We start from the raw sequence: 17,097 nt of genomic DNA on the forward strand, positions 1-17,097 counted from the left end.
TATCCGATGAGAAAGCCCTCGCAAGAGGGCTTTTTTTTTACCCGTTGGCGGCGGTTTTGACGAGTTCCACCACCAGCGGCGAAAGCTCGCCGCGCAGCGCGGCGCGTTCCGACTGGAACAGCGTAGCGACGTAAAAACGGTGAGCCGGCAGTTCGATGGCGCGCACGTCGCCTTCGGTGTCGTGGCCGCTGATGATCAGCGGGAAACGTTGCAGATCAACGACGAACTCCGGATTGACGCCGAAGTTGCAGTGGTAGCCTTCATGGGTGTTCAGGCTGCCGTAGACCCGTGCGGCGCGGGTGTCAGGCTGAAAAACGATGTCGCCGGTTTTTTCCACCAGCGAGCAGCTAAGCGGCGCGATCACCAGCCGGCCACCGCTGTCGGTTTCCGCATGACCGGCGTCGTGCCAGCCCATCACGTTACGCGCGTACTCGACAATCGCGTATTGAAAACCGCCGCAGGAGCCGAGGAACGGCACGTCGTTTTCCCGCGCATGACGGATCGCCATAAAGGCGCCGTCGTCGTGACGATATGGGCTGCCCGGCACCACCCAGATGGCGTCGAAATCGTGCAGGACGTCGGGGGAGGTCAGGGTGTCGGTCGGTAGCCACTGGGGCTGCACGTCGATATCGAGGTGGGCGGCGGTGAGCTGGAGCGCCACGGGGATGGCCTGATGGGCCACGGCTTGCGGGGTGTAATCACCGACCAGAGCAATGCGGACTTGAGCTTTCATCATTTCCTTTCCTGTGCGGGTAAAAAAGGAGATTACAGGAAAGCGGGATCGTGAGCCGCAGATTTTTTAAACGCTGCGCACAAAAAAGCCCGGCGTTGGCCGGGCTGGAAAAAGGGGGATCAGTACAGCGACGGTGCGCCGACCGGTCGGGTTTTGAAGCGGCGGTGCAGCCACAGATATTGCTCTGGCGCCCGCATGATCTCTTTCTCGATCACTTTGTTCATGTAAGCTGCCGCCGCCTGTTCGTCGCTGAGCGGATAGTCTTCCAGGGCCGGCTGGATCAGCAGATCGTAGCCGCGGCCGCCTTCACGGCGGATCAGCACCACCGGCACCAGCGCCGGGTTGGCCATGCGCGCCAGCATGAAGGTGCCGCTGGTGGTCGCGGCCTGATCGACGGCGAACAGCGGGGCGAATACGCTGCCGCGTGGGCCGTAGTCCTGATCCGGCGCGAACCATACCGCCTCACCGCGCTTGAGTGCGTGCACCATGCCGCGCAGATCCTTGCGATCGATCATCGCCTTGTTGGAACGCATGCGGCCCTTGGTCTGCGCCCACTCCATCGCCTTGTTGTTGTGCGGGCGGTACATCGCCATCATCGGCTGGCACAGGCCCATGGCCCGGCCGCCCAGCTCCAGCGACATAAAGTGCACGCCGATTACCAGTACGCCGCGATTGTCACGCTGCGCCATTTTGAGGTGGTTGATGCCGGAGACGTTGAACCAGCGCTTGACGCGCTTATCCGACCAGAACCAGGCCATGCCGGTTTCCAACAGGCCCATGCCGAGCGATTCGAAATTGCCCACCACTTTGCGTTCGCGCTGCGCTTCGTCCATCTCGGGGAAGCATAGCTCAAGGTTGCGACGGGTGATGGTGACGCGGCGCTTGAGAAAGCGCATCGAGGTACGCCCCATCCATACCCCCAGACGGTAGAGCCACGGGTAGGGGAGCTGGACCAGCAGGAACAGCAGGGCGAGGCCGAACCAGGTGAGCCAGTAGCGCGGGTGCAGCAAGGCCAGTTGAAATGCTTTGGCTGATTTCATAGAAACTCGTTTTATACGTTAAAAAGGGGCAGCAAGCTGTAACGCATAAAGGTTCCACTCGATAGCGATACGACCACTCAGACACCCGGGCACGACCAGGGTTTAGTCGGGATTCCATAATTGACTAAACATTTACATTCGAAGGGCGGTTTGCGCTGCTATCAGGCTTCGGAGGGATAGCTGTTGGCCAGCGGAGGCGGCTCTAGGAATGCTTATGCTAGCACAGGGTACGGGGTGTGGCGGAAGAGGGGCATGCGAATATTCTCATTCGCGTTGCCCCTAAGTTGAAGATTGGCGCGTTTTATAGGCTGGGAATGATAATCGCGGCGAAGATTGCAGCGATCGCCAGCCATTTCAGCAGGTAGTAACCGCGGCGGTTGCGTGCTTTCAGGCGCTGACCGGCATCGCGCACCGCGTTGACGTATTTGAAGATGCGGTTGATGCCGCCGGTGCGGTCCTGGTCGTCGTTCGGCGAGCTGGCCGCAGACATCAGCGTAGAGCCGACCCAGTGGTTGACCGCCTGCGCCCAGCGCCACTTCATCGGCCGCTCGACGTCGCAAAATAGAATGATGCGCGTCTGGTCGGTGTCGTTCTGTGCCCAGTGCACGTAGGTTTCGTCGAAGATCACCGCCTCGCCGTCGCGCCAGCTGTGCTGTTCGCCATCCACTTCGATGAAGCAGCGATCGTCGTTGGGCGTCATCAGCCCCAGGTGATAGCGCACCGAACCGGCGTAAGGGTCGCGGTGTTTACCCAAATGGCTGCCGGGCGGCAGCTCGGCGAACATCGCCGCCTTGACCGACGGGATGCGGTTGAGCAGCTCGACGGTTTGCGGGCACAGCGTCTGCGCCGAAGGGTGACTGTCGCTGTACCATTTCAGATAGAAACGTTTCCAGCCGCGTTTGAAGAAGGTGTTGAAGCCGGCATCGTTGTGCGACTGCGCCTTTTTGATGTGATCCTGCAGGCGCACCGCTTCTTCGCGGATCACCTGCCAGTTGTCGGTCAGCGTCTGCAGCTCCGGGAAGCCTTTTTCGTCGAAATAGGGCTGTTTGGCGGGCAAACGGGAGAAACCGGTCATAAACATGTTGATCGGCCCCATAAAGGTGGAGTGATCGAACAGTTGGCGGGTAACCTTTTGTTTCTCTTTGCCGCGGGAGTGCGCGTAGAAGAAGCTGACGATGAAAATGCCGATAATGATCGCGGCAACCATAGAATCCATCCCTGTTAATGCTTGTTAAAAATTCATACAAATTATAGTTTTGTGACAGGAAAAATTTAACGTTTTCGTGCTTTTTGACCGGGATTCGCTCGAACGGCATAAAAAAATGAGAAATTTATTTTTAATAAAATTTTATATCGATTTTTTTGGTTTTAGTCCTATTCTTAAATCGTTCAAGGGGCGTTTCATGCCATCTTGTTTCATGACGAATGGCACGTATCTGAAAAAAGAGGGACTTATGAAGAAATCAATCATTGCCTTGTCTGCACTGCTGCTCGCTTCCCCGGTGTTCGCCGCTGAGACCGCGACCGACACCGCCGCTCACGCCAGCAACGAGGTCGTTGCCGAAGCGCACAAAGGGGCGGATACCGCCAAAGAAAAGCTGCACCAGTCTCAGGACAAGGGTGAAGAGCTGAAGCTGAAAGCCAAGCACGCCGCTGAAGGCAAGAGCGACAGCGTCGGCAGCAAGGTGAGCGAGGGCTCGCAAAAGGCCTGGCACTCCACCAAACAGGGTACGGAGAAGGCTTGGGATAAGACCAAGCAAGGGGCGGAAAGCCTCAAGAACAAAGCGACCGAATAAGGTCTCCGCTTTACCCAAGGGCCGCGCTGCGGCCTTTTTTATTGCCCGCAAACCGGGCCGGCCCCAAAAGAAAAAGGCGCTTATCAAATGAGATAAAGCGCCTTTTCAACACGTTAACTGACTAGTATCAGTTCATGCCGTATTTTTTCAGCTTCTTGCGCAGCGTGCCGCGGTTGATGCCCATCATCAGGGCTGCGCGGGTCTGGTTGCCACGGGTGTATTGCATCACCATGTCCAACAGTGGCTGTTCAACTTCAGCCAGTACCAGCTCATACAGGTCATTTACGTCTTGACCGTTCAGTTGAGCAAAATAGTTCTTCAGTGCTTGTTTAACCGAGTCACGCAGAGGCTTTTGAGTCACCTGATCTTGTGAGTTAACGGTAGAAACGGTCAGTACGTCAGAATTTACGCGTTGTTCGAACATAGTTCTGTCAGCTCTTTTTTTACGCTAAGATTTTCGAAATATGCCTCCAACGCCTCCAGCTGTTCGCTGGCATCCTCTATGGCGTTGAATGTGCGCCGAAACTGGTCATTCGGAGCGTGCTCCTGGAGATACCAGGACACGTGCTTACGAGCAATCCGGAATCCCTTGCCTTGGCCATAGAAGCCGTGCAATTCCCGAATGTGCCCAATCAACAAGCGCTTCACCTCGCCAAGCGGCAGCGGCGGCAGCAACTCCCCAGTGTCCAGATAATGCTGGATTTCCCGGAAGATCCAGGGTCTCCCCTGAGCAGCGCGGCCTATCATCAGGGCATCGGCCCCGGTGTAGTCGAGCACTGCTCTGGCTTTATGCGGGTCAGTAATATCCCCATTCGCGATAATCGGAATGGAAACACTCTGCTTAACTGCCCGAATGCTGTCGTATTCCGCGTTGCCGTTAAACAGACAGGCGCGGGTTCGGCCGTGAATCGTCAGGGCCTGAATACCACAGTTTTCGGCCAGTTGGGCAATCTCTACACAGTTACGATGCTCTGGCGCCCAGCCGGTGCGAATCTTCAGCGTTACCGGCACATCCACTGCGTCAACCACCGCGTGGAGGATCCGTTTAACCAGATCCGGGTACTGCAACAAAGCGGACCCGGCAAGCTTCCGGTTCACTTTTTTGGCCGGGCATCCCATATTGATGTCGATGATCTGCGCGCCGCTGGCCACGTTGATACGCGCGGCGGCGGCCATATCATCAGGATCGCATCCGGCAATCTGCACGGAGCGGATCCCTGGTTCATCGCTATGCACCATACGCAGACGCGACTTATCCGTCCGCCACACCTCCGGGTTGGAGGAGAGCATTTCGGATACAGCCATCCCAGCACCCATTGCATGACAGAGGGTTCTGAACGGGCGATCTGTAATACCGGCCATCGGGGCCGCAATCAGGCAATTAGTAAGCTGGTGGTGTCCAATGCGCATAGACAAAGAGTGACCATACTGTGTCCGCAAGGGCGCGTATATTACGCATTTTTGCGTCGAGATGAAAGGCCAAACTTTAACCAATTGGCCCGATATTAGGACGAAAAATGCGCTACGCAGTGATTCATAAAAATATTATATATATTTTACAATAAGTTGACGAAAAGTGCTTATTTTGTGTGCGGCAAAATATTCGCCTTTGTGCAGGATATTATCTGCATTCGCCCGCGTTTTTTGCCGGTATAGCCTGCCTGGAAGGCGCATTTTCAGGGCGATCCGTCGTTGAACGGCGAAAAATTGCATAAAATTTTGTCTCGCCCGCAGGCCTATCGCCAGGCAAAAAAAATCCACCGGCGCAGGGCCGGTGGATGAGGGAGCAATATACCGTGACGCTTACTTGCGGCGGCCGGTGATGCGGCACCACTCTTCACGCTCGGCGACCGGGTCGAGCGTGAACTTCTCTTCGTAGGCTTCCGCTACGCTGCTTGCCTGGCTGGCCAGCACGCCGGACAGCCCCAGATGACCACCGGCCTTCGGCAGGCAACCGATCAACGGCGCCAGCTCGCGCAGCGGGCCGGCGAGGATGTTGGCGACCACCACGTCCGCCAGCAGGTCCGCCGGCTGGTCTTTCGGCAGATACAGCTCCAGACGCTCTGAAACGCCGTTACGCTGTGCGTTGTCGCGGCTGGCCTGAATGGCCTGGGGATCGATGTCGATGCCGATAGCGCGCGCCGCACCCAGCTTCAGCGCGGCGATCGCCAGGATGCCGGAACCGCAGCCGAAGTCGATGACGGTTTTGCCGGCCAGATCGAGGCCGTCCAGCCACTGCAGACACAGCGCGGTGGTCGGGTGGGTGCCGGTGCCGAACGCCAGGCCCGGATCGAGCATCACGTTGACCGCGTCAGGATCGGGTACGTCACGCCAGCTCGGGCAGATCCACAAGCGCTCGCCGAAACGCATCGGGTGGAAGTTGTCCATCCATTCGCGCTCCCAGTCCTTGTCTTCCAGCTGTTCTATCTTGTGACGGAAACCGACGCCCAGCAGCGGGTGCTGTTCCAGCATCGCCACCACCTCGGCCATATCGGTTTCCGCGTCGTACAGGCCGATCACGTCGGTATCGCCCCACAGCAGGGTTTCACCCGGCAGCGGTTCGAACACCGGGTTGTCGTGGGTGTCCTGGAAGGTCACCGACACGGCGCCGCTTTCCACCAGCGCGTCGCTCAGGTCTTCCGCCTGACTGCCGGTGGTGTTCAGTTTGAGTTGGATCCAAGGCATAGCAATTCTCTTCAAGAGGATAATGATGACGCCGCCCGGCGCTTTTCGCCGACGACGTTACCGAGATAAAACGCCAACAGACTGAGCAACAGCGAAGGCACGATAGGGTGCAGCCCCGCCGGCTGCAGGTTGAAGCTGGCCAATAGCGTATAGCATACCGCACCCGACACCATTGAGCTAAGCGCTCCCTGAGCATTGGCGCGCTCCCAATACAGGCCCAGCACCAGCGGCCACAGGAATACCGCCTCCAGCCCGCCGAAAGCCAGCAGGTTGAGCCAGATGATCATCTCCGGCGGCCGCCAGGCTGCCAGCAGCACCAGCAGGCCGAGGATCAGCGTGGTCAGGCTGGAGAAGCGCTTGATCAACCGCTCGTTGTGGATCTGCTGCGGCCGTACGCCAAGGTAGAGATCCTTGATGATGGTGGCGGAGGATTGCAGCAGCTGGGCGTTGATGGTCGACATGATCGCCGCCATCGGCGCCGCCAAAAAGATCCCGGCGGCGTACGGCGGCAGCACGGTGATCATCAGCGTCGGGATCACCTGATCGGGGATCTTGAGATCCGGCAACACCGCGCGGCCGAGCGCGCCGGCCAGGTGCATGCCGAACATCAGCACCGCCACTACCACGGTGCCGAGCAGAATGCCGCGATGCACCGCCTTGCTGTCCTTGTAGGAGATACAGCGCACGGCGGTATGCGGCAGGCCGATCACCCCGAAGCACACCAGGATCCAAAACGACGCCATAAACGGCAGGCTGAGGATCTGATCGCCGCCCTGTGGCGACACCAGCGCCGGATCGATCTGCTGCAGCTTGTTCACCGCGCTGTCCAGTCCGCCGGCGGCGTGGATCACCGCCACCAGCAGCAACACGGTGCCGAGCAGCATCACCAGCCCCTGCATGGCGTCGTTCAGCACGCTGGCGCGGAAGCCGCCGAAGGCGGTGTACAGCGCGATGCTGATGCCGAAGATCAGCAGGCCGGTGTCGTAGGGAATGCCGGCGGCGGTCTCCAGCAGGCGGGCGCCACCGATAAACTGCACCGTCATGGCGCCGAGGAACGCCACCAGCAGGCTGAGGCTGGCCAGCCACACCAGCAGGCGGCTTTGGTAGCGGCCATACAGCATGTCATTGAGGGTGATGGCGTTGTAGCGCCGCGCCAGGATGGCGAATTTCTTGCCCAGCACGCCGAGCGACAGCCACACCGCCGGCAGCTGGATCATCGCCAACAGCACCCAGCCCAGGCCGTATTTATAGGCGGCGCCGGGGCCGCCGATAAACGAACTGGCGCTGATGTAGGTGGCGGTCAGGGTCATCGCCAGCACAAAGCCGCCCATCGAGCGGTTGCCGAGGAAGTATTCGCTGAGGAAATTCCCGCTCTGGCGGCGGCTGTAGGCGTACACCGACAGGCCGAATACCAGCAACAGGTAGGCGACCAGCGGCAGGATCACTTCAGTTTGCATTGCGGTCCTCCAGCGAAATGTCGCGGAACACCGTGCGCACCATCAGCCAGCACAGGCCGATGAACAGCAGCGGCACCAGCAGGCAGGCCATTTCGAACCAGTGCGGCAGGCCGGTGACGCCGATAGCGCTGTCCGGCAGGTAGGCCGCCAGCCCCCAAGCCAGCAGGTAGAGCAGCGTCAGCCCCAGCGCCCAACGCGCTTCGCGGTGCGCCTGGATAAAACGTTTGTCCATCCGTGTCTCCCATAGGTTTACGGTGATGGATTCATCAAAGGTAGGGAATTTTACGGCATGACGGCGTTTTGCCAAGCCGTTACTGGCGGCAACGCCAAAGAAAAAGGCCGGTGATTAACCGGCCTTTCGTCAGACGATGCTGCATGCCTGCTTAGGTTTCCTGCAGACCCAGCTTTTTCTCCAGATAGTGGATGTTGGTGCCACCGTGCTGGAAGTTTTCGTCGTTCATGATCTTCTGCTGCAGCTCAACGTTGGTTTTGATGCCGTCGATGATCAGTTCAGCCAGGGCGTTTTTCATGCGGGCAATCGCCACGTCACGGTTTTCGCCGAAGGTGATCAGTTTGCCGATCATGGAGTCATAGTACGGCGGTACGGTATAACCGGCGTAGATATGAGATTCCCAACGCACGCCGAAACCGCCTGGCGCGTGGAAGCGGGTAATCTTGCCCGGGCTCGGCAGGAAGGTGTTCGGATCTTCGGCGTTGATACGGCATTCTACCGCGTGGCCGTGGATCTTCACTTCTTCCTGTTTGATCGACAGCGGCTGACCGGCAGCGATGCGCAGCTGCTCTTTGATCAGATCCACGCCGGTGATCATTTCGGTAACCGGGTGCTCTACCTGAATACGGGTGTTCATTTCGATGAAATAGAACTCGCCGTTTTCATACAGGAACTCGAAGGTACCCGCACCGCGGTAGCCGATTTCCACGCAGGCTTTCGAGCAGCGCTCGCCGATGTAACGGCGCATTTCGCTGGTGATGCCCGGTGCCGGCGCTTCTTCGACCACTTTCTGGTGGCGGCGCTGCATGGAGCAGTCGCGCTCGGCCAGATAGATGGCGTTGCCCTGGCCGTCGGCCAATACCTGAATCTCGATGTGGCGCGGATTCTCCAGGTATTTTTCCATGTACACCATGTCGTTGTTGAAAGCCGCTTTGGCTTCCGCTTTCGTCATGTTGATGGACTGCTCAAGGTCTTTGTCGCTGCGCACGACGCGCATGCCGCGACCGCCGCCGCCGCCGGACGCCTTGATGATCACCGGATAACCAATGCGCTTGGCGAAGGCACGGTTTTTATCCATGTCGTCGGTCAGCGGGCCGTCGGAGCCCGGTACGCAAGGCACGCCGGCTTTCTTCATGGCGTTGATCGCGGAAACCTTGTCGCCCATCAGGCGGATGGTTTCGGCTCTCGGGCCGATGAAGATGAAACCGGAGCGTTCAACCTGCTCGGCGAAGTCGGCGTTCTCGGACAGGAAGCCGTAGCCCGGGTGGATCGCCACCGCGCCGGTGATTTCCGCCGCAGAGATGATGGCCGGGATGTTCAGGTAGCTTTTTACCGATGGCGCAGGACCGATGCAGACGGTCTCGTCGGCCAGCAGTACGTGTTTCAGATCGCGGTCGGCCGCGGAGTGAACCGCAACGGTCTTGATGCCCAGTTCTTTACAGGCACGCAGGATGCGAAGCGCGATCTCGCCGCGGTTGGCGATAACAATTTTATCAAGCATGGGGGCGCCTCGTTATTCGATGACGACCAGCGGCTCGTCATATTCGACCGGCTGGCCGTTTTCCACCAGGATGGCTTTCACGACGCCGGACTTGTCCGCTTCGATCTGGTTCATCATTTTCATGGCTTCAACGATGCACAGGGTATCGCCGGCGTTCACTTTTTGGCCCACTTCCACGAAGGATTTCGCGTCCGGGCTTGGGGTGCGGTAGAAGGTGCCGACCATTGGCGAACGAACGACGTGGCCACTCATGGCCGCCGGTGCCGCAGGGGTTTCTGCCGCAGGTGCGGTGGCAACGGCGGTAGCCAGGGCTGGCTGCTGCTGTGCCGGCATCGCGTAGGCCTGCTGCATGACGGGATAAGCCTGCGCCGGTGCGGCACGGCTGATGCGAACCGATTCTTCGCCTTCAGAGATTTCCAGTTCAGAAATGCCTGATTCTTCAACCAGTTCGATCAGTTTCTTGATTTTACGAATATCCATGAGTGTGATTCCGTACTCTTTTTGTGGAGCAATTAGTGGGTTTTCGACAGACGGTTAACCGCTGCCTGTAAAGCGAAAGCGTAGCCATCCGCGCCGAGGCCGCAAATCACGCCTACCGCTACGTCTGAGAGATAAGAGTGATGGCGGAAAGGTTCGCGGGCGTGCACGTTGGACAGGTGGATCTCGATGAACGGGATCTGCACCGCCAGCAACGCATCGCGCAGCGCCACGCTGGTATGCGTGAACGCCGCCGGATTTATCAGAATGAAATCGGTATTGCCGCGCGCCTGATGGATGCGATCGATCAGCTGATGCTCGGCGTTGGACTGCAGATGGCTCAGGGTAATATCCAATGCGGATGCCTGGTTTTCCAATCCGTTAACAATCTCTGTCAGCGTCGTGCTGCCGTACTTCTCCGGCTCACGCGTCCCCAGCAGATTGAGATTGGGGCCGTTCAGAAGCAAAATGTGAAACTTATCCGCCATTGTGCTGGTATCTCCGGCAATAAAACCATCATCGTAGAAAATAACCCGATGTTATCGATTTGTCACCTGTTAAGGGGCAAATTCACCCTGAGAACAGAAACAAGGTCGGGCATTATAACGATATCGTAGCAATTCGCAGCTAAATACTGGTCTTATCAGCGAAGATATTCAACCCCAAATCGACGAACTCGGGGATCCGTGACAGGAATATGAGCGCTGGAACACAGAAAAAGTTCCGGCGGGCGGCGCGTGTTTTTCAACGACAATAACGCGCGCCGCTGCGTGATTCAGCGCCACCAGGCGCGGAATTTCTTGTAACGCAGGCCCAACAGCGCCACCGCCAGCAGCGCGTAAATGAACGGCTGGGGGGAAAACGTTTTGACCGACCACAGGTAGTGGATGGGGGCGAGGATCGCCGCCAGATAGACGAAGTTGTGCAACGTTTGCCATTTGGCGCCCAGTTTGCGCATCGCCCACAGCGTTGAGGTGGCCGCCAGCGCCAGCAGGATCAGCCAGGTGAGGATGCCGAGCGTCAGGTAAGGTCGGTTCACCAGCTCGCTGCCCAGCAGGCCGAGGTTGCTCAGCCCCAGCTCCAGCGTGGAGTAGCTTATCAGGTGCAGCGTGCCCCAGGCAAAGCACCACAGCCCCACCAGACGGCGGCAGCGGATCAGCAGCGGCTGGCGGGCGTAGCGCGCCAGCGGGGCGATCATCAGCGTGGCCAGCAGCAGTTTCAGCGTCATCCTGCCGGTAAAATGTTGGATGTCCTTGGACGGATCGGCGCTGAACCAGCCTTGATCCACCGCCAGCACCAACCACAGAAAGGGCAAAAATGCCGCCAGATGCAGGGCGGCTTTCAGCCATTTGATATGAACAGGCGTCAGGCGCACTTAGAAATTCTCCCGCAGATCCATGCCACGATACAGCGACGCTACCTGATCGGCATAGCCGTTGAACAGCAGCGTCGGCTGGCGTTTGACGTCGAGAATGCCGCCGGAGCCGATGAAGCGCTCGGTGGCCTGCGACCAGCGCGGATGATCGACGTGCGGATTCACGTTGGCGTAAAAGCCGTACTCGTTCGGCGCGGATTGGTTCCAGGTGGTCGGCGGTTGATCGCGTACCAAACGGATATGCACGATCGATTTGATGCCTTTAAAGCCGTATTTCCACGGCGTGATCAGCCGCAGCGGCGCGCCGTTTTGCGGCGGCAGGGTTTTGCCGTACACGCCGACGGTCAGCAGCGCCAGCGGATGCATCGCCTCGTCCAGCCTCAGCCCTTCGACGTAGGGATATTTCAGGCCACCGCCGATAAAGCGATCTTTCTGGCCGGGCATCTGCTCCGGATCGTACAGCGTCTGGAAGGCCACGTAGCGCGCGTTGCTGTTCGGTTCGGCCAGCTTGAGCAGCTTGCCCAGTTCGAAACCGATCCACGGCACCACCATCGACCAGGCCTCGACACAGCGCATGCGGTAAATGCGCTGTTCCAGCGGGAAACGCTTCATCAGATCGTCGATGTCCAGCGTTATCGGCTTCGCCACTTCGCCGTCGATGCGCACTTTCCAACCTTCGGTCTTGAGCCCGCCGGCGTTGGCGGCCGGATCGGCTTTGTCGAGGCCGAATTCATAGAAGTTGTTGTAGCCGGTGACCTTGTCTTCCGGCGTCATTGCCAGCTGCGCCTGCCAGGCGGCCGGTTTGCTGAATTCCAGCGCTTTGCCCGGCGGTGCCTTGGGGCGATCGTTGCCCTTGAACCACGACAACAGGTCCGCCTGTGCGCCGGTAGGCAGCGCCAGCGTAGCGGCGGTGATGCCGAGCGCCTGCAGCACTTTGCGCCGCTGATGGAACACGCTCTCCGGCGTGACGTCGGCCTCGGTCAATTTCGGGTGTTTTTTCATGCTTATGTTCTCCGCGACGGATTCCCGCCGTCCGCGAGCGGCTGACGGGGCTTCATGAAATAAGCATGGCGCTAAAGTCGGCCGGAAGCGAGGGGGCGCGGGAAAATATGAAATTTCGCAGAAGCGGGCGAACCCCCCCGTTGCCGGGGGGAAAAGATCAGCGGATTTTCACCAGAGTGCGGCCGGTGATTTGGTTGTTCAGCAGCGCGGCGGCGGTGGCCGGCGCCTGCTCGAGGCTGATTTCATGAGTGGCTTGCTGATAGAAGCTGTCCGGCAGAATACCGGCCAGCCGTTCCCAGGCGGTTTGGCGGCGGTGCAGCGGCGTATGTACCGAATCCACACCCTGCAGGCGCACATTACGCAGAATGAACGGCATCACGGTGGTCGGCAGCTGATAACCGCCCGCCAGGCCGCAGGCGGCGACGGTGCCGTTATAGTTCATCTGCGCCAGCACCCGCGCCAGCAGTTTGTCGCCGACGGTGTCCACCGCACCGGCCCACAGCTGTTTCTCCAGCGGACGCGGCGTGTCGATATAGCCATCGCGCGACATGACCTCTTTGGCGCCGAGCGCTTTCAGGTACTCGGTATTGCTGTCGCGGCCGCTGATGGCGGTCACCCGGTAACCCAGCGCCGCCAGCAGGGCGATGGCGGTGCTGCCTACGCCGCCGCTGGCGCCGGTGACCAGGATATCGCCGTCGTCCGGGTGCACGCCGCCTTCCTCCAGCGCCATCACGCACAGCATGGCGGTAAAGCCGGCGGTGCCGATGATCATCGCCTTGCGCTCATCCAGGCCGTTCGGCAGCGGCACCAGCCATTCGCCGCAGACGCGCGCCTGCTCGGCCAGGCCGCCCCAGTGGTGTTCACCCACGCCCCAGCCGGTGAGCACCACGCTTTGCCCTTCTTTGAAGCGATCGTCGCGGCTGTGGCGCACGGTGCCGGCGAAGTCGATGCCCGGCACCATCGGGAAGTTGCGCACGATTTTGCCTTTGCCGGTGATCGCCAGCGCATCTTTATAATTTAGGCTGGACCAGTTGATGTCGACGGTGACATCACCTTCCGGCAACCGATCGCTGCCGATATCTTTGATATGAGCCAGAGTTTGGTCGTCTTGTTGTTCCAATAACAGTGCACGCATGTCACTCTTCCTCTTGTTTACACTTTTCTATCAATGGCTGAATCACATTTATTTGACTATATGCATAATAAGCGACCCAAGTCCTGATAAAGGACAAAAACGGCGCTTGCAGGTTTAATTCCTCAGCAAGGCTTGTTAGGGTTGGACGGCCCCTCTTAACTAAAGGGTGAACACTCACTTAACCATAGCGGACAAGGCACAGGGATGCGATTTACCACCAAACTCTCTGCATTGATCACTCTGTTGGTCGCGTTGGCGATGTTTTTGATGCTGATGGGATGCTCATACAGCTTCTTTTACGTTACCCAGGATCGCCAGGAGCGTCGCTTTGATTCGCTGGTTACCTCTCTCGATCAGGGCATGTTGCACGAATCGCCGCGCGATCAGGAAAAATGGTTGCCGATCGTCATGCGCCCGCTCGGCATTGTGTCGATCCGCGTAGAGGCCGGCAGCAGTCAGTTTCTCAACTATAAGTTACCGACGCTGAAAAAAGAGCCCTGGGATGCGCTGAACGGCTATCGTCAGGTCTCGCGGCCGTTGCTGCAGCACCCGGGCAGTACGCTGTACATCACCTACCTCGATCCCTTCGCCAGCGACGTGCGCACGTTGCAATCCACCGCCGCCGTCACGCTGTCGATCGTCGTCATGGTGGTGATTTTGCTGTTCAGCCTGCGCTGGCTGCGTGAACAGGCCGACGGCGAGGATCGCCTGGAACGCCGCGCGCGGCGCATTTTGAACGGAGAACGTGAAAACGTCATGCAGGGCGACGTGCGTGAATGGCCGGCCAACGTCAGCGGCGCGCTCGACCGGCTGCTGGCCGATCTGGCGGAAGCGCGGGAAGAGCGCAGCCGGGTCGATACGCTGATCCGCGCCTTCGCTGCACAGGACGCCAAAACCGGGCTGAATAATCGCCTGTTCTTCGATAACCAATTGACCACTCAGCTGGAAGAAGAAGGCTCGCACGGCATCGTGATGATGGTGCGGTTACCCGATTTCGAGACTCTGCGCGACACGCACGGTAGCGTAGCGGTGCAGGAACTGATGTATTCGCTGGTCAACCTGCTGTCTACTTTCGTGATGCGCTACCCGTCGGCGCTGCTGGCGCGCTATTTCCACAGCGATTTTACCGTGTTGTTGCCGCATCGAACCCTGAAGGAGGCCGACGGCATCGCTTCACAGCTGGTCAACGCCATCGATGCCTTGCCTTCCACGGCGCTGATCGATCGTGAGGCCTTTTTGCATATCGGCATCGTGGCGTACCGCAGCGGCCAAACCACGGAGCAGGTGATCGATTACGCGGAGCAGGCGACGCGCCACGCCACGCTCCAGGGCGAAAACGGTTGGTACGTGTACGACAGCCAGGTACCGGAAAAGGGACGCGGCAGCGTCAAGTGGCGCACGTTGCTGGAACAGGTACTGGCGCGCGGCGGCCCGCGGTTGTATCAGAAACCGGCGGTGACCGTGGAAGGCGAGGTACACCACCGCGAGATCATGAGCCGGATCTATGACGGCTCCCAGGAATTGCTGCCGGCGGAATATATGCCGCTGGTGCAGCAGCTGGGGCTGGCGGAGAGTTACGATCGCCAACAGGTGAGCCGCATTATCCCCTTGCTGGCGCAATGGCCAGAGGAAACGCTGGCGTTTCCGCTGTGCGTCGACTCTATTTTGCAGCGTTCTTTCCAGCGCTGGCTGCGCGATACGCTGTTGCAGTGCGAAAAAAGTCAGCGTCGACGAATTCTGATTGAACTTGCGGAGGCAGATGTGTGTCAACATATCGACCGTTTGCGTCCGGTGCTGAGGTTATTATCAGGGCTGGGCTGCCGCCTTGCGGTGTCCAAAGCGGGGCTAACCGTGGTCAGTACGTCCTATATCAAGTCGTTGCAGGTGGAGATCGTCAAGCTTCACCCGGGGCTGGTGCGGAGTATCGATAAGCGGGACGAAAATCAGCTGTTCGTGCAGAGCCTGACCGGCGCCTGCGCGGGCACGCGCGCGCAGGTGTTCGCCGCCAGCGTACGCACGCGCAACGAGTGGCAGACGCTGAAAGAGCGTGGGATCCACGGCGGGCAGGGCGACTTTTTCGCGTCGCCGGAACCGATCGACGTGGGGCGTAAAAAATATTCACGTCGTTATCGTGTTTAAGCTGATTGCCGGACAAAAATTGACGTAGAATGAGCGCCGGATCCATCTGGGCCACGTTACCCGTCTTTTTGGAGTTTTTTCCAAACTGCCTGCGACAACAACGCCTATTTGAGATAGGCTCTTGTCTGCCTTTATCTGGTTGACGTTGGTAGGCGCTTACCACCGACGGCAATCAGGGAATATGTTAGATTTTATGAGCTGTGTTACGCCGTTTCGTGCGTTGACAGGGTGGTAAACTGAGCCTTTGTTCAGGGAATTCAGGCCTCATCCAATTTCCGTGCATTCGAGCAGAAACAATACAGACTATTTTTCACCGAAGTAGAACGTTTTTGCGCCTTGTCGCTGCTTCGTGTGGTTGGTAAAGTAGGCGGATTTTATTTTCCGCCCCCAGCTTGCAGGATTATCCTTTCGTTATGTTTAAGAAATTTCGTGGCATGTTTTCCAACGACTTGTCCATCGACTTGGGTACCGCCAATACCCTGATTTATGTTAAAGGGCAAGGCATCGTACTGAATGAACCTTCGGTGGTTGCCATTCGCCAGGATCGTGCCGGCTCCCCAAAGAGCGTAGCGGCCGTCGGTCATGACGCCAAACAGATGCTGGGCCGCACCCCCGGCAACATCGCGGCTATTCGCCCGATGAAAGACGGCGTGATCGCCGATTTCTTCGTGACCGAAAAAATGCTGCAGCACTTTATCAAACAGGTTCACAGCAACAGCTTTATGCGCCCAAGCCCGCGCGTGCTGGTCTGTGTGCCGGTCGGCGCAACCCAGGTTGAACGCCGCGCTATCCGCGAGTCCGCCCAAGGGGCCGGCGCGCGTGAAGTGTTCCTGATTGAAGAGCCGATGGCGGCGGCGATCGGCGCAGGGTTGCCGGTTTCCGAAGCGACCGGTTCCATGGTGGTGGATATCGGTGGCGGTACCACTGAAGTGGCGGTGATCTCGCTGAACGGCGTGGTGTATTCCTCTTCCGTGCGCATCGGCGGTGACCGCTTCGATGAAGCCATCATCAATTATGTGCGTCGCAACTATGGCTCGCTGATCGGCGAAGCCACGGCAGAGCGCATCAAGCACGAAATCGGTTCTGCCTATCCGGGCGACGAAGTGCGCGAAATCGAAGTTCGTGGCCGTAACCTGGCTGAAGGCGTACCGCGCGGCTTTACCCTGAACTCCAATGAAATCCTCGAAGCCCTGCAAGAGCCGCTGACCGGCATCGTCAGCGCGGTGATGGTTGCGCTGGAACAGTGCCCGCCAGAATTGGCCTCTGACATTTCCGAACGCGGCATGGTCTTGACCGGCGGCGGCGCGTTGCTGCGCAACCTCGATCGCCTGCTGATGGAAGAAACCGGCATCCCGGTCGTGGTAGCGGAAGATCCGCTGACCTGCGTGGCGCGCGGCGGCGGCAAGGCGTTGGAAATGATCGACATGCACGGCGGCGATTTGTTCAGCGAAGAATAGTCAGCCCCTGGAAGGAGGAATCGTATCGGATGAATGCGCACAGCGAAAATCGGGTACGGTTCCTCTTT

17 protein-coding genes are annotated in these 17,097 nt (G+C 58.8%); 3 read left to right on the forward strand and 14 right to left on the reverse strand.

What is annotated here, in order from left to right:
* Positions 1-37: 37 nt before the first annotated feature.
* The 3 genes from FHU12_RS24660 to lpxO all read right to left on the reverse strand — a co-directional run bounded on the left by FHU12_RS24660 (position 38) and on the right by lpxO (position 2,980).
* Complete coding sequence (locus tag FHU12_RS24660) at positions 38-736, reverse strand: CTP synthase C-terminal region-related (seleno)protein (RefSeq protein ID WP_430726492.1); 699 nt, start codon at positions 734-736, stop codon at positions 38-40.
* A gap of 116 nt (positions 737-852) precedes the next feature.
* Positions 853-1,773 (reverse strand): kdo(2)-lipid IV(A) palmitoleoyltransferase, encoded by a 921-nt coding sequence (lpxP, locus tag FHU12_RS24665; RefSeq protein ID WP_141972322.1) that lies wholly within the window; start codon positions 1,771-1,773, stop codon positions 853-855.
* Between the two features lie 301 nt (positions 1,774-2,074).
* Positions 2,075-2,980 (reverse strand): lipid A hydroxylase LpxO, encoded by a 906-nt coding sequence (gene lpxO / locus FHU12_RS24670; protein ID WP_141972324.1) that lies wholly within the window; start codon positions 2,978-2,980, stop codon positions 2,075-2,077.
* Positions 2,981-3,227: 247 nt separating this feature from the next.
* On the opposite strand from lpxO, the gene FHU12_RS24675 reads away from it, so the two are divergent.
* Complete coding sequence (locus FHU12_RS24675) at positions 3,228-3,569, forward strand: KPN_00521 family repetitive protein (protein ID WP_016930249.1); 342 nt, start codon at positions 3,228-3,230, stop codon at positions 3,567-3,569.
* Positions 3,570-3,696: 127 nt separating this feature from the next.
* Here the strand turns inward: FHU12_RS24675 and fis are convergent, their stop codons facing one another.
* The 11 genes from fis to acuI form a co-directional block, all read right to left on the reverse strand.
* On the reverse strand, positions 3,697-3,993 hold the full coding sequence (fis, locus tag FHU12_RS24680; RefSeq protein WP_000462905.1) for a DNA-binding transcriptional regulator Fis: 297 nt from the start codon (positions 3,991-3,993) through the stop codon (positions 3,697-3,699).
* Positions 3,975-4,979, reverse strand: coding sequence for a tRNA dihydrouridine synthase DusB (gene dusB, locus FHU12_RS24685; protein WP_063988548.1), 1,005 nt, complete (start codon positions 4,977-4,979; stop codon positions 3,975-3,977). The genes fis and dusB overlap by 19 nt, the downstream gene beginning before the upstream one ends.
* 393 nt (positions 4,980-5,372) lie before the next feature.
* Positions 5,373-6,254 (reverse strand): 50S ribosomal protein L11 methyltransferase, encoded by an 882-nt coding sequence (prmA, locus tag FHU12_RS24690; RefSeq protein WP_141972326.1) that lies wholly within the window; start codon positions 6,252-6,254, stop codon positions 5,373-5,375.
* A gap of 11 nt (positions 6,255-6,265) precedes the next feature.
* Entirely contained in the window at positions 6,266-7,711 is a 1,446-nt protein-coding gene (gene panF / locus FHU12_RS24695; RefSeq protein WP_141972328.1) for a sodium/pantothenate symporter, read from the reverse strand.
* A complete protein-coding gene (locus tag FHU12_RS24700; protein WP_141972330.1) occupies positions 7,701-7,943 on the reverse strand; it encodes a YhdT family protein in 243 nt (80 codons plus the stop codon). The genes panF and FHU12_RS24700 overlap by 11 nt, the downstream gene beginning before the upstream one ends.
* A gap of 151 nt (positions 7,944-8,094) precedes the next feature.
* The gene (gene accC, locus FHU12_RS24705) at positions 8,095-9,444 is read right to left on the reverse strand and encodes an acetyl-CoA carboxylase biotin carboxylase subunit (protein WP_019453177.1); all 1,350 of its coding nucleotides are present in this window, start codon (positions 9,442-9,444) and stop codon (positions 8,095-8,097) included.
* Positions 9,445-9,456: 12 nt separating this feature from the next.
* Positions 9,457-9,924: an acetyl-CoA carboxylase biotin carboxyl carrier protein gene (gene accB / locus FHU12_RS24710; protein ID WP_141972332.1), complete on the reverse strand. Its 468-nt coding sequence runs from the start codon at positions 9,922-9,924 to the stop codon at positions 9,457-9,459.
* Between the two features lie 32 nt (positions 9,925-9,956).
* On the reverse strand, positions 9,957-10,409 hold the full coding sequence (aroQ, locus tag FHU12_RS24715) for a type II 3-dehydroquinate dehydratase (protein ID WP_004936891.1): 453 nt from the start codon (positions 10,407-10,409) through the stop codon (positions 9,957-9,959).
* A 287-nt stretch (positions 10,410-10,696) separates the two neighbouring features.
* Entirely contained in the window at positions 10,697-11,296 is a 600-nt protein-coding gene (msrQ, locus tag FHU12_RS24720; RefSeq protein ID WP_004936895.1) for a protein-methionine-sulfoxide reductase heme-binding subunit MsrQ, read from the reverse strand.
* Positions 11,297-12,298 carry a protein-methionine-sulfoxide reductase catalytic subunit MsrP gene (gene msrP, locus FHU12_RS24725; RefSeq protein WP_141972334.1) on the reverse strand — a complete coding sequence of 334 codons (1,002 nt, stop codon included), beginning with the start codon at positions 12,296-12,298 and terminating at the stop codon, positions 11,297-11,299.
* A gap of 157 nt (positions 12,299-12,455) precedes the next feature.
* Entirely contained in the window at positions 12,456-13,433 is a 978-nt protein-coding gene (gene acuI / locus FHU12_RS24730; protein WP_141972336.1) for an acrylyl-CoA reductase (NADPH), read from the reverse strand.
* Positions 13,434-13,637: 204 nt separating this feature from the next.
* Here acuI and csrD point away from each other — a divergent pair, with 204 nt between their 5' ends.
* Together csrD and mreB are read left to right on the forward strand one after the other, a co-directional pair.
* Positions 13,638-15,572, forward strand: coding sequence for an RNase E specificity factor CsrD (gene csrD / locus FHU12_RS24735; RefSeq protein ID WP_141972338.1), 1,935 nt, complete (start codon positions 13,638-13,640; stop codon positions 15,570-15,572).
* 413 nt (positions 15,573-15,985) lie between these two features.
* A complete protein-coding gene (gene mreB, locus FHU12_RS24740) occupies positions 15,986-17,029 on the forward strand; it encodes a rod shape-determining protein MreB (RefSeq protein ID WP_003855260.1) in 1,044 nt (347 codons plus the stop codon).
* Positions 17,030-17,097 lie beyond the last annotated feature (68 nt).

It is taken from the genome of Serratia marcescens (assembly GCF_006715005.1).
Lineage (GTDB): Bacteria > Pseudomonadota > Gammaproteobacteria > Enterobacterales > Enterobacteriaceae > Serratia > Serratia montpellierensis.

Bases quoted from the DNA above. Each gene is read 5' to 3' on its own strand.
- lpxP (WP_141972322.1), bottom strand. From the start codon at position 1,773: ATGAAATCAGCCAAAGCATTTCAACTGGCCTTGCTGCACCCGCGCTAC.
- dusB (WP_063988548.1), bottom strand. From the start codon at position 4,979: ATGCGCATTGGACACCACCAGCTTACTAATTGCCTGATTGCGGCCCCG.
- msrP (WP_141972334.1), bottom strand. From the start codon at position 12,298: ATGAAAAAACACCCGAAATTGACCGAGGCCGACGTCACGCCGGAGAGC.
- fis (WP_000462905.1), bottom strand. From the start codon at position 3,993: ATGTTCGAACAACGCGTAAATTCTGACGTACTGACCGTTTCTACCGTT.
- accC (WP_019453177.1), bottom strand. From the start codon at position 9,444: ATGCTTGATAAAATTGTTATCGCCAACCGCGGCGAGATCGCGCTTCGC.
- prmA (WP_141972326.1), bottom strand. From the start codon at position 6,254: ATGCCTTGGATCCAACTCAAACTGAACACCACCGGCAGTCAGGCGGAA.
- FHU12_RS24700 (WP_141972330.1), bottom strand. From the start codon at position 7,943: ATGGACAAACGTTTTATCCAGGCGCACCGCGAAGCGCGTTGGGCGCTG.
- aroQ (WP_004936891.1), bottom strand. From the start codon at position 10,409: ATGGCGGATAAGTTTCACATTTTGCTTCTGAACGGCCCCAATCTCAAT.
- FHU12_RS24675 (WP_016930249.1), top strand. From the start codon at position 3,228: ATGAAGAAATCAATCATTGCCTTGTCTGCACTGCTGCTCGCTTCCCCG.
- mreB (WP_003855260.1), top strand. From the start codon at position 15,986: ATGTTTAAGAAATTTCGTGGCATGTTTTCCAACGACTTGTCCATCGAC.
- panF (WP_141972328.1), bottom strand. From the start codon at position 7,711: ATGCAAACTGAAGTGATCCTGCCGCTGGTCGCCTACCTGTTGCTGGTA.
- accB (WP_141972332.1), bottom strand. From the start codon at position 9,924: ATGGATATTCGTAAAATCAAGAAACTGATCGAACTGGTTGAAGAATCA.
- lpxO (WP_141972324.1), bottom strand. From the start codon at position 2,980: ATGGTTGCCGCGATCATTATCGGCATTTTCATCGTCAGCTTCTTCTAC.
- FHU12_RS24660 (WP_430726492.1), bottom strand. From the start codon at position 736: ATGATGAAAGCTCAAGTCCGCATTGCTCTGGTCGGTGATTACACCCCG.
- acuI (WP_141972336.1), bottom strand. From the start codon at position 13,433: ATGCGTGCACTGTTATTGGAACAACAAGACGACCAAACTCTGGCTCAT.
- csrD (WP_141972338.1), top strand. From the start codon at position 13,638: ATGCGATTTACCACCAAACTCTCTGCATTGATCACTCTGTTGGTCGCG.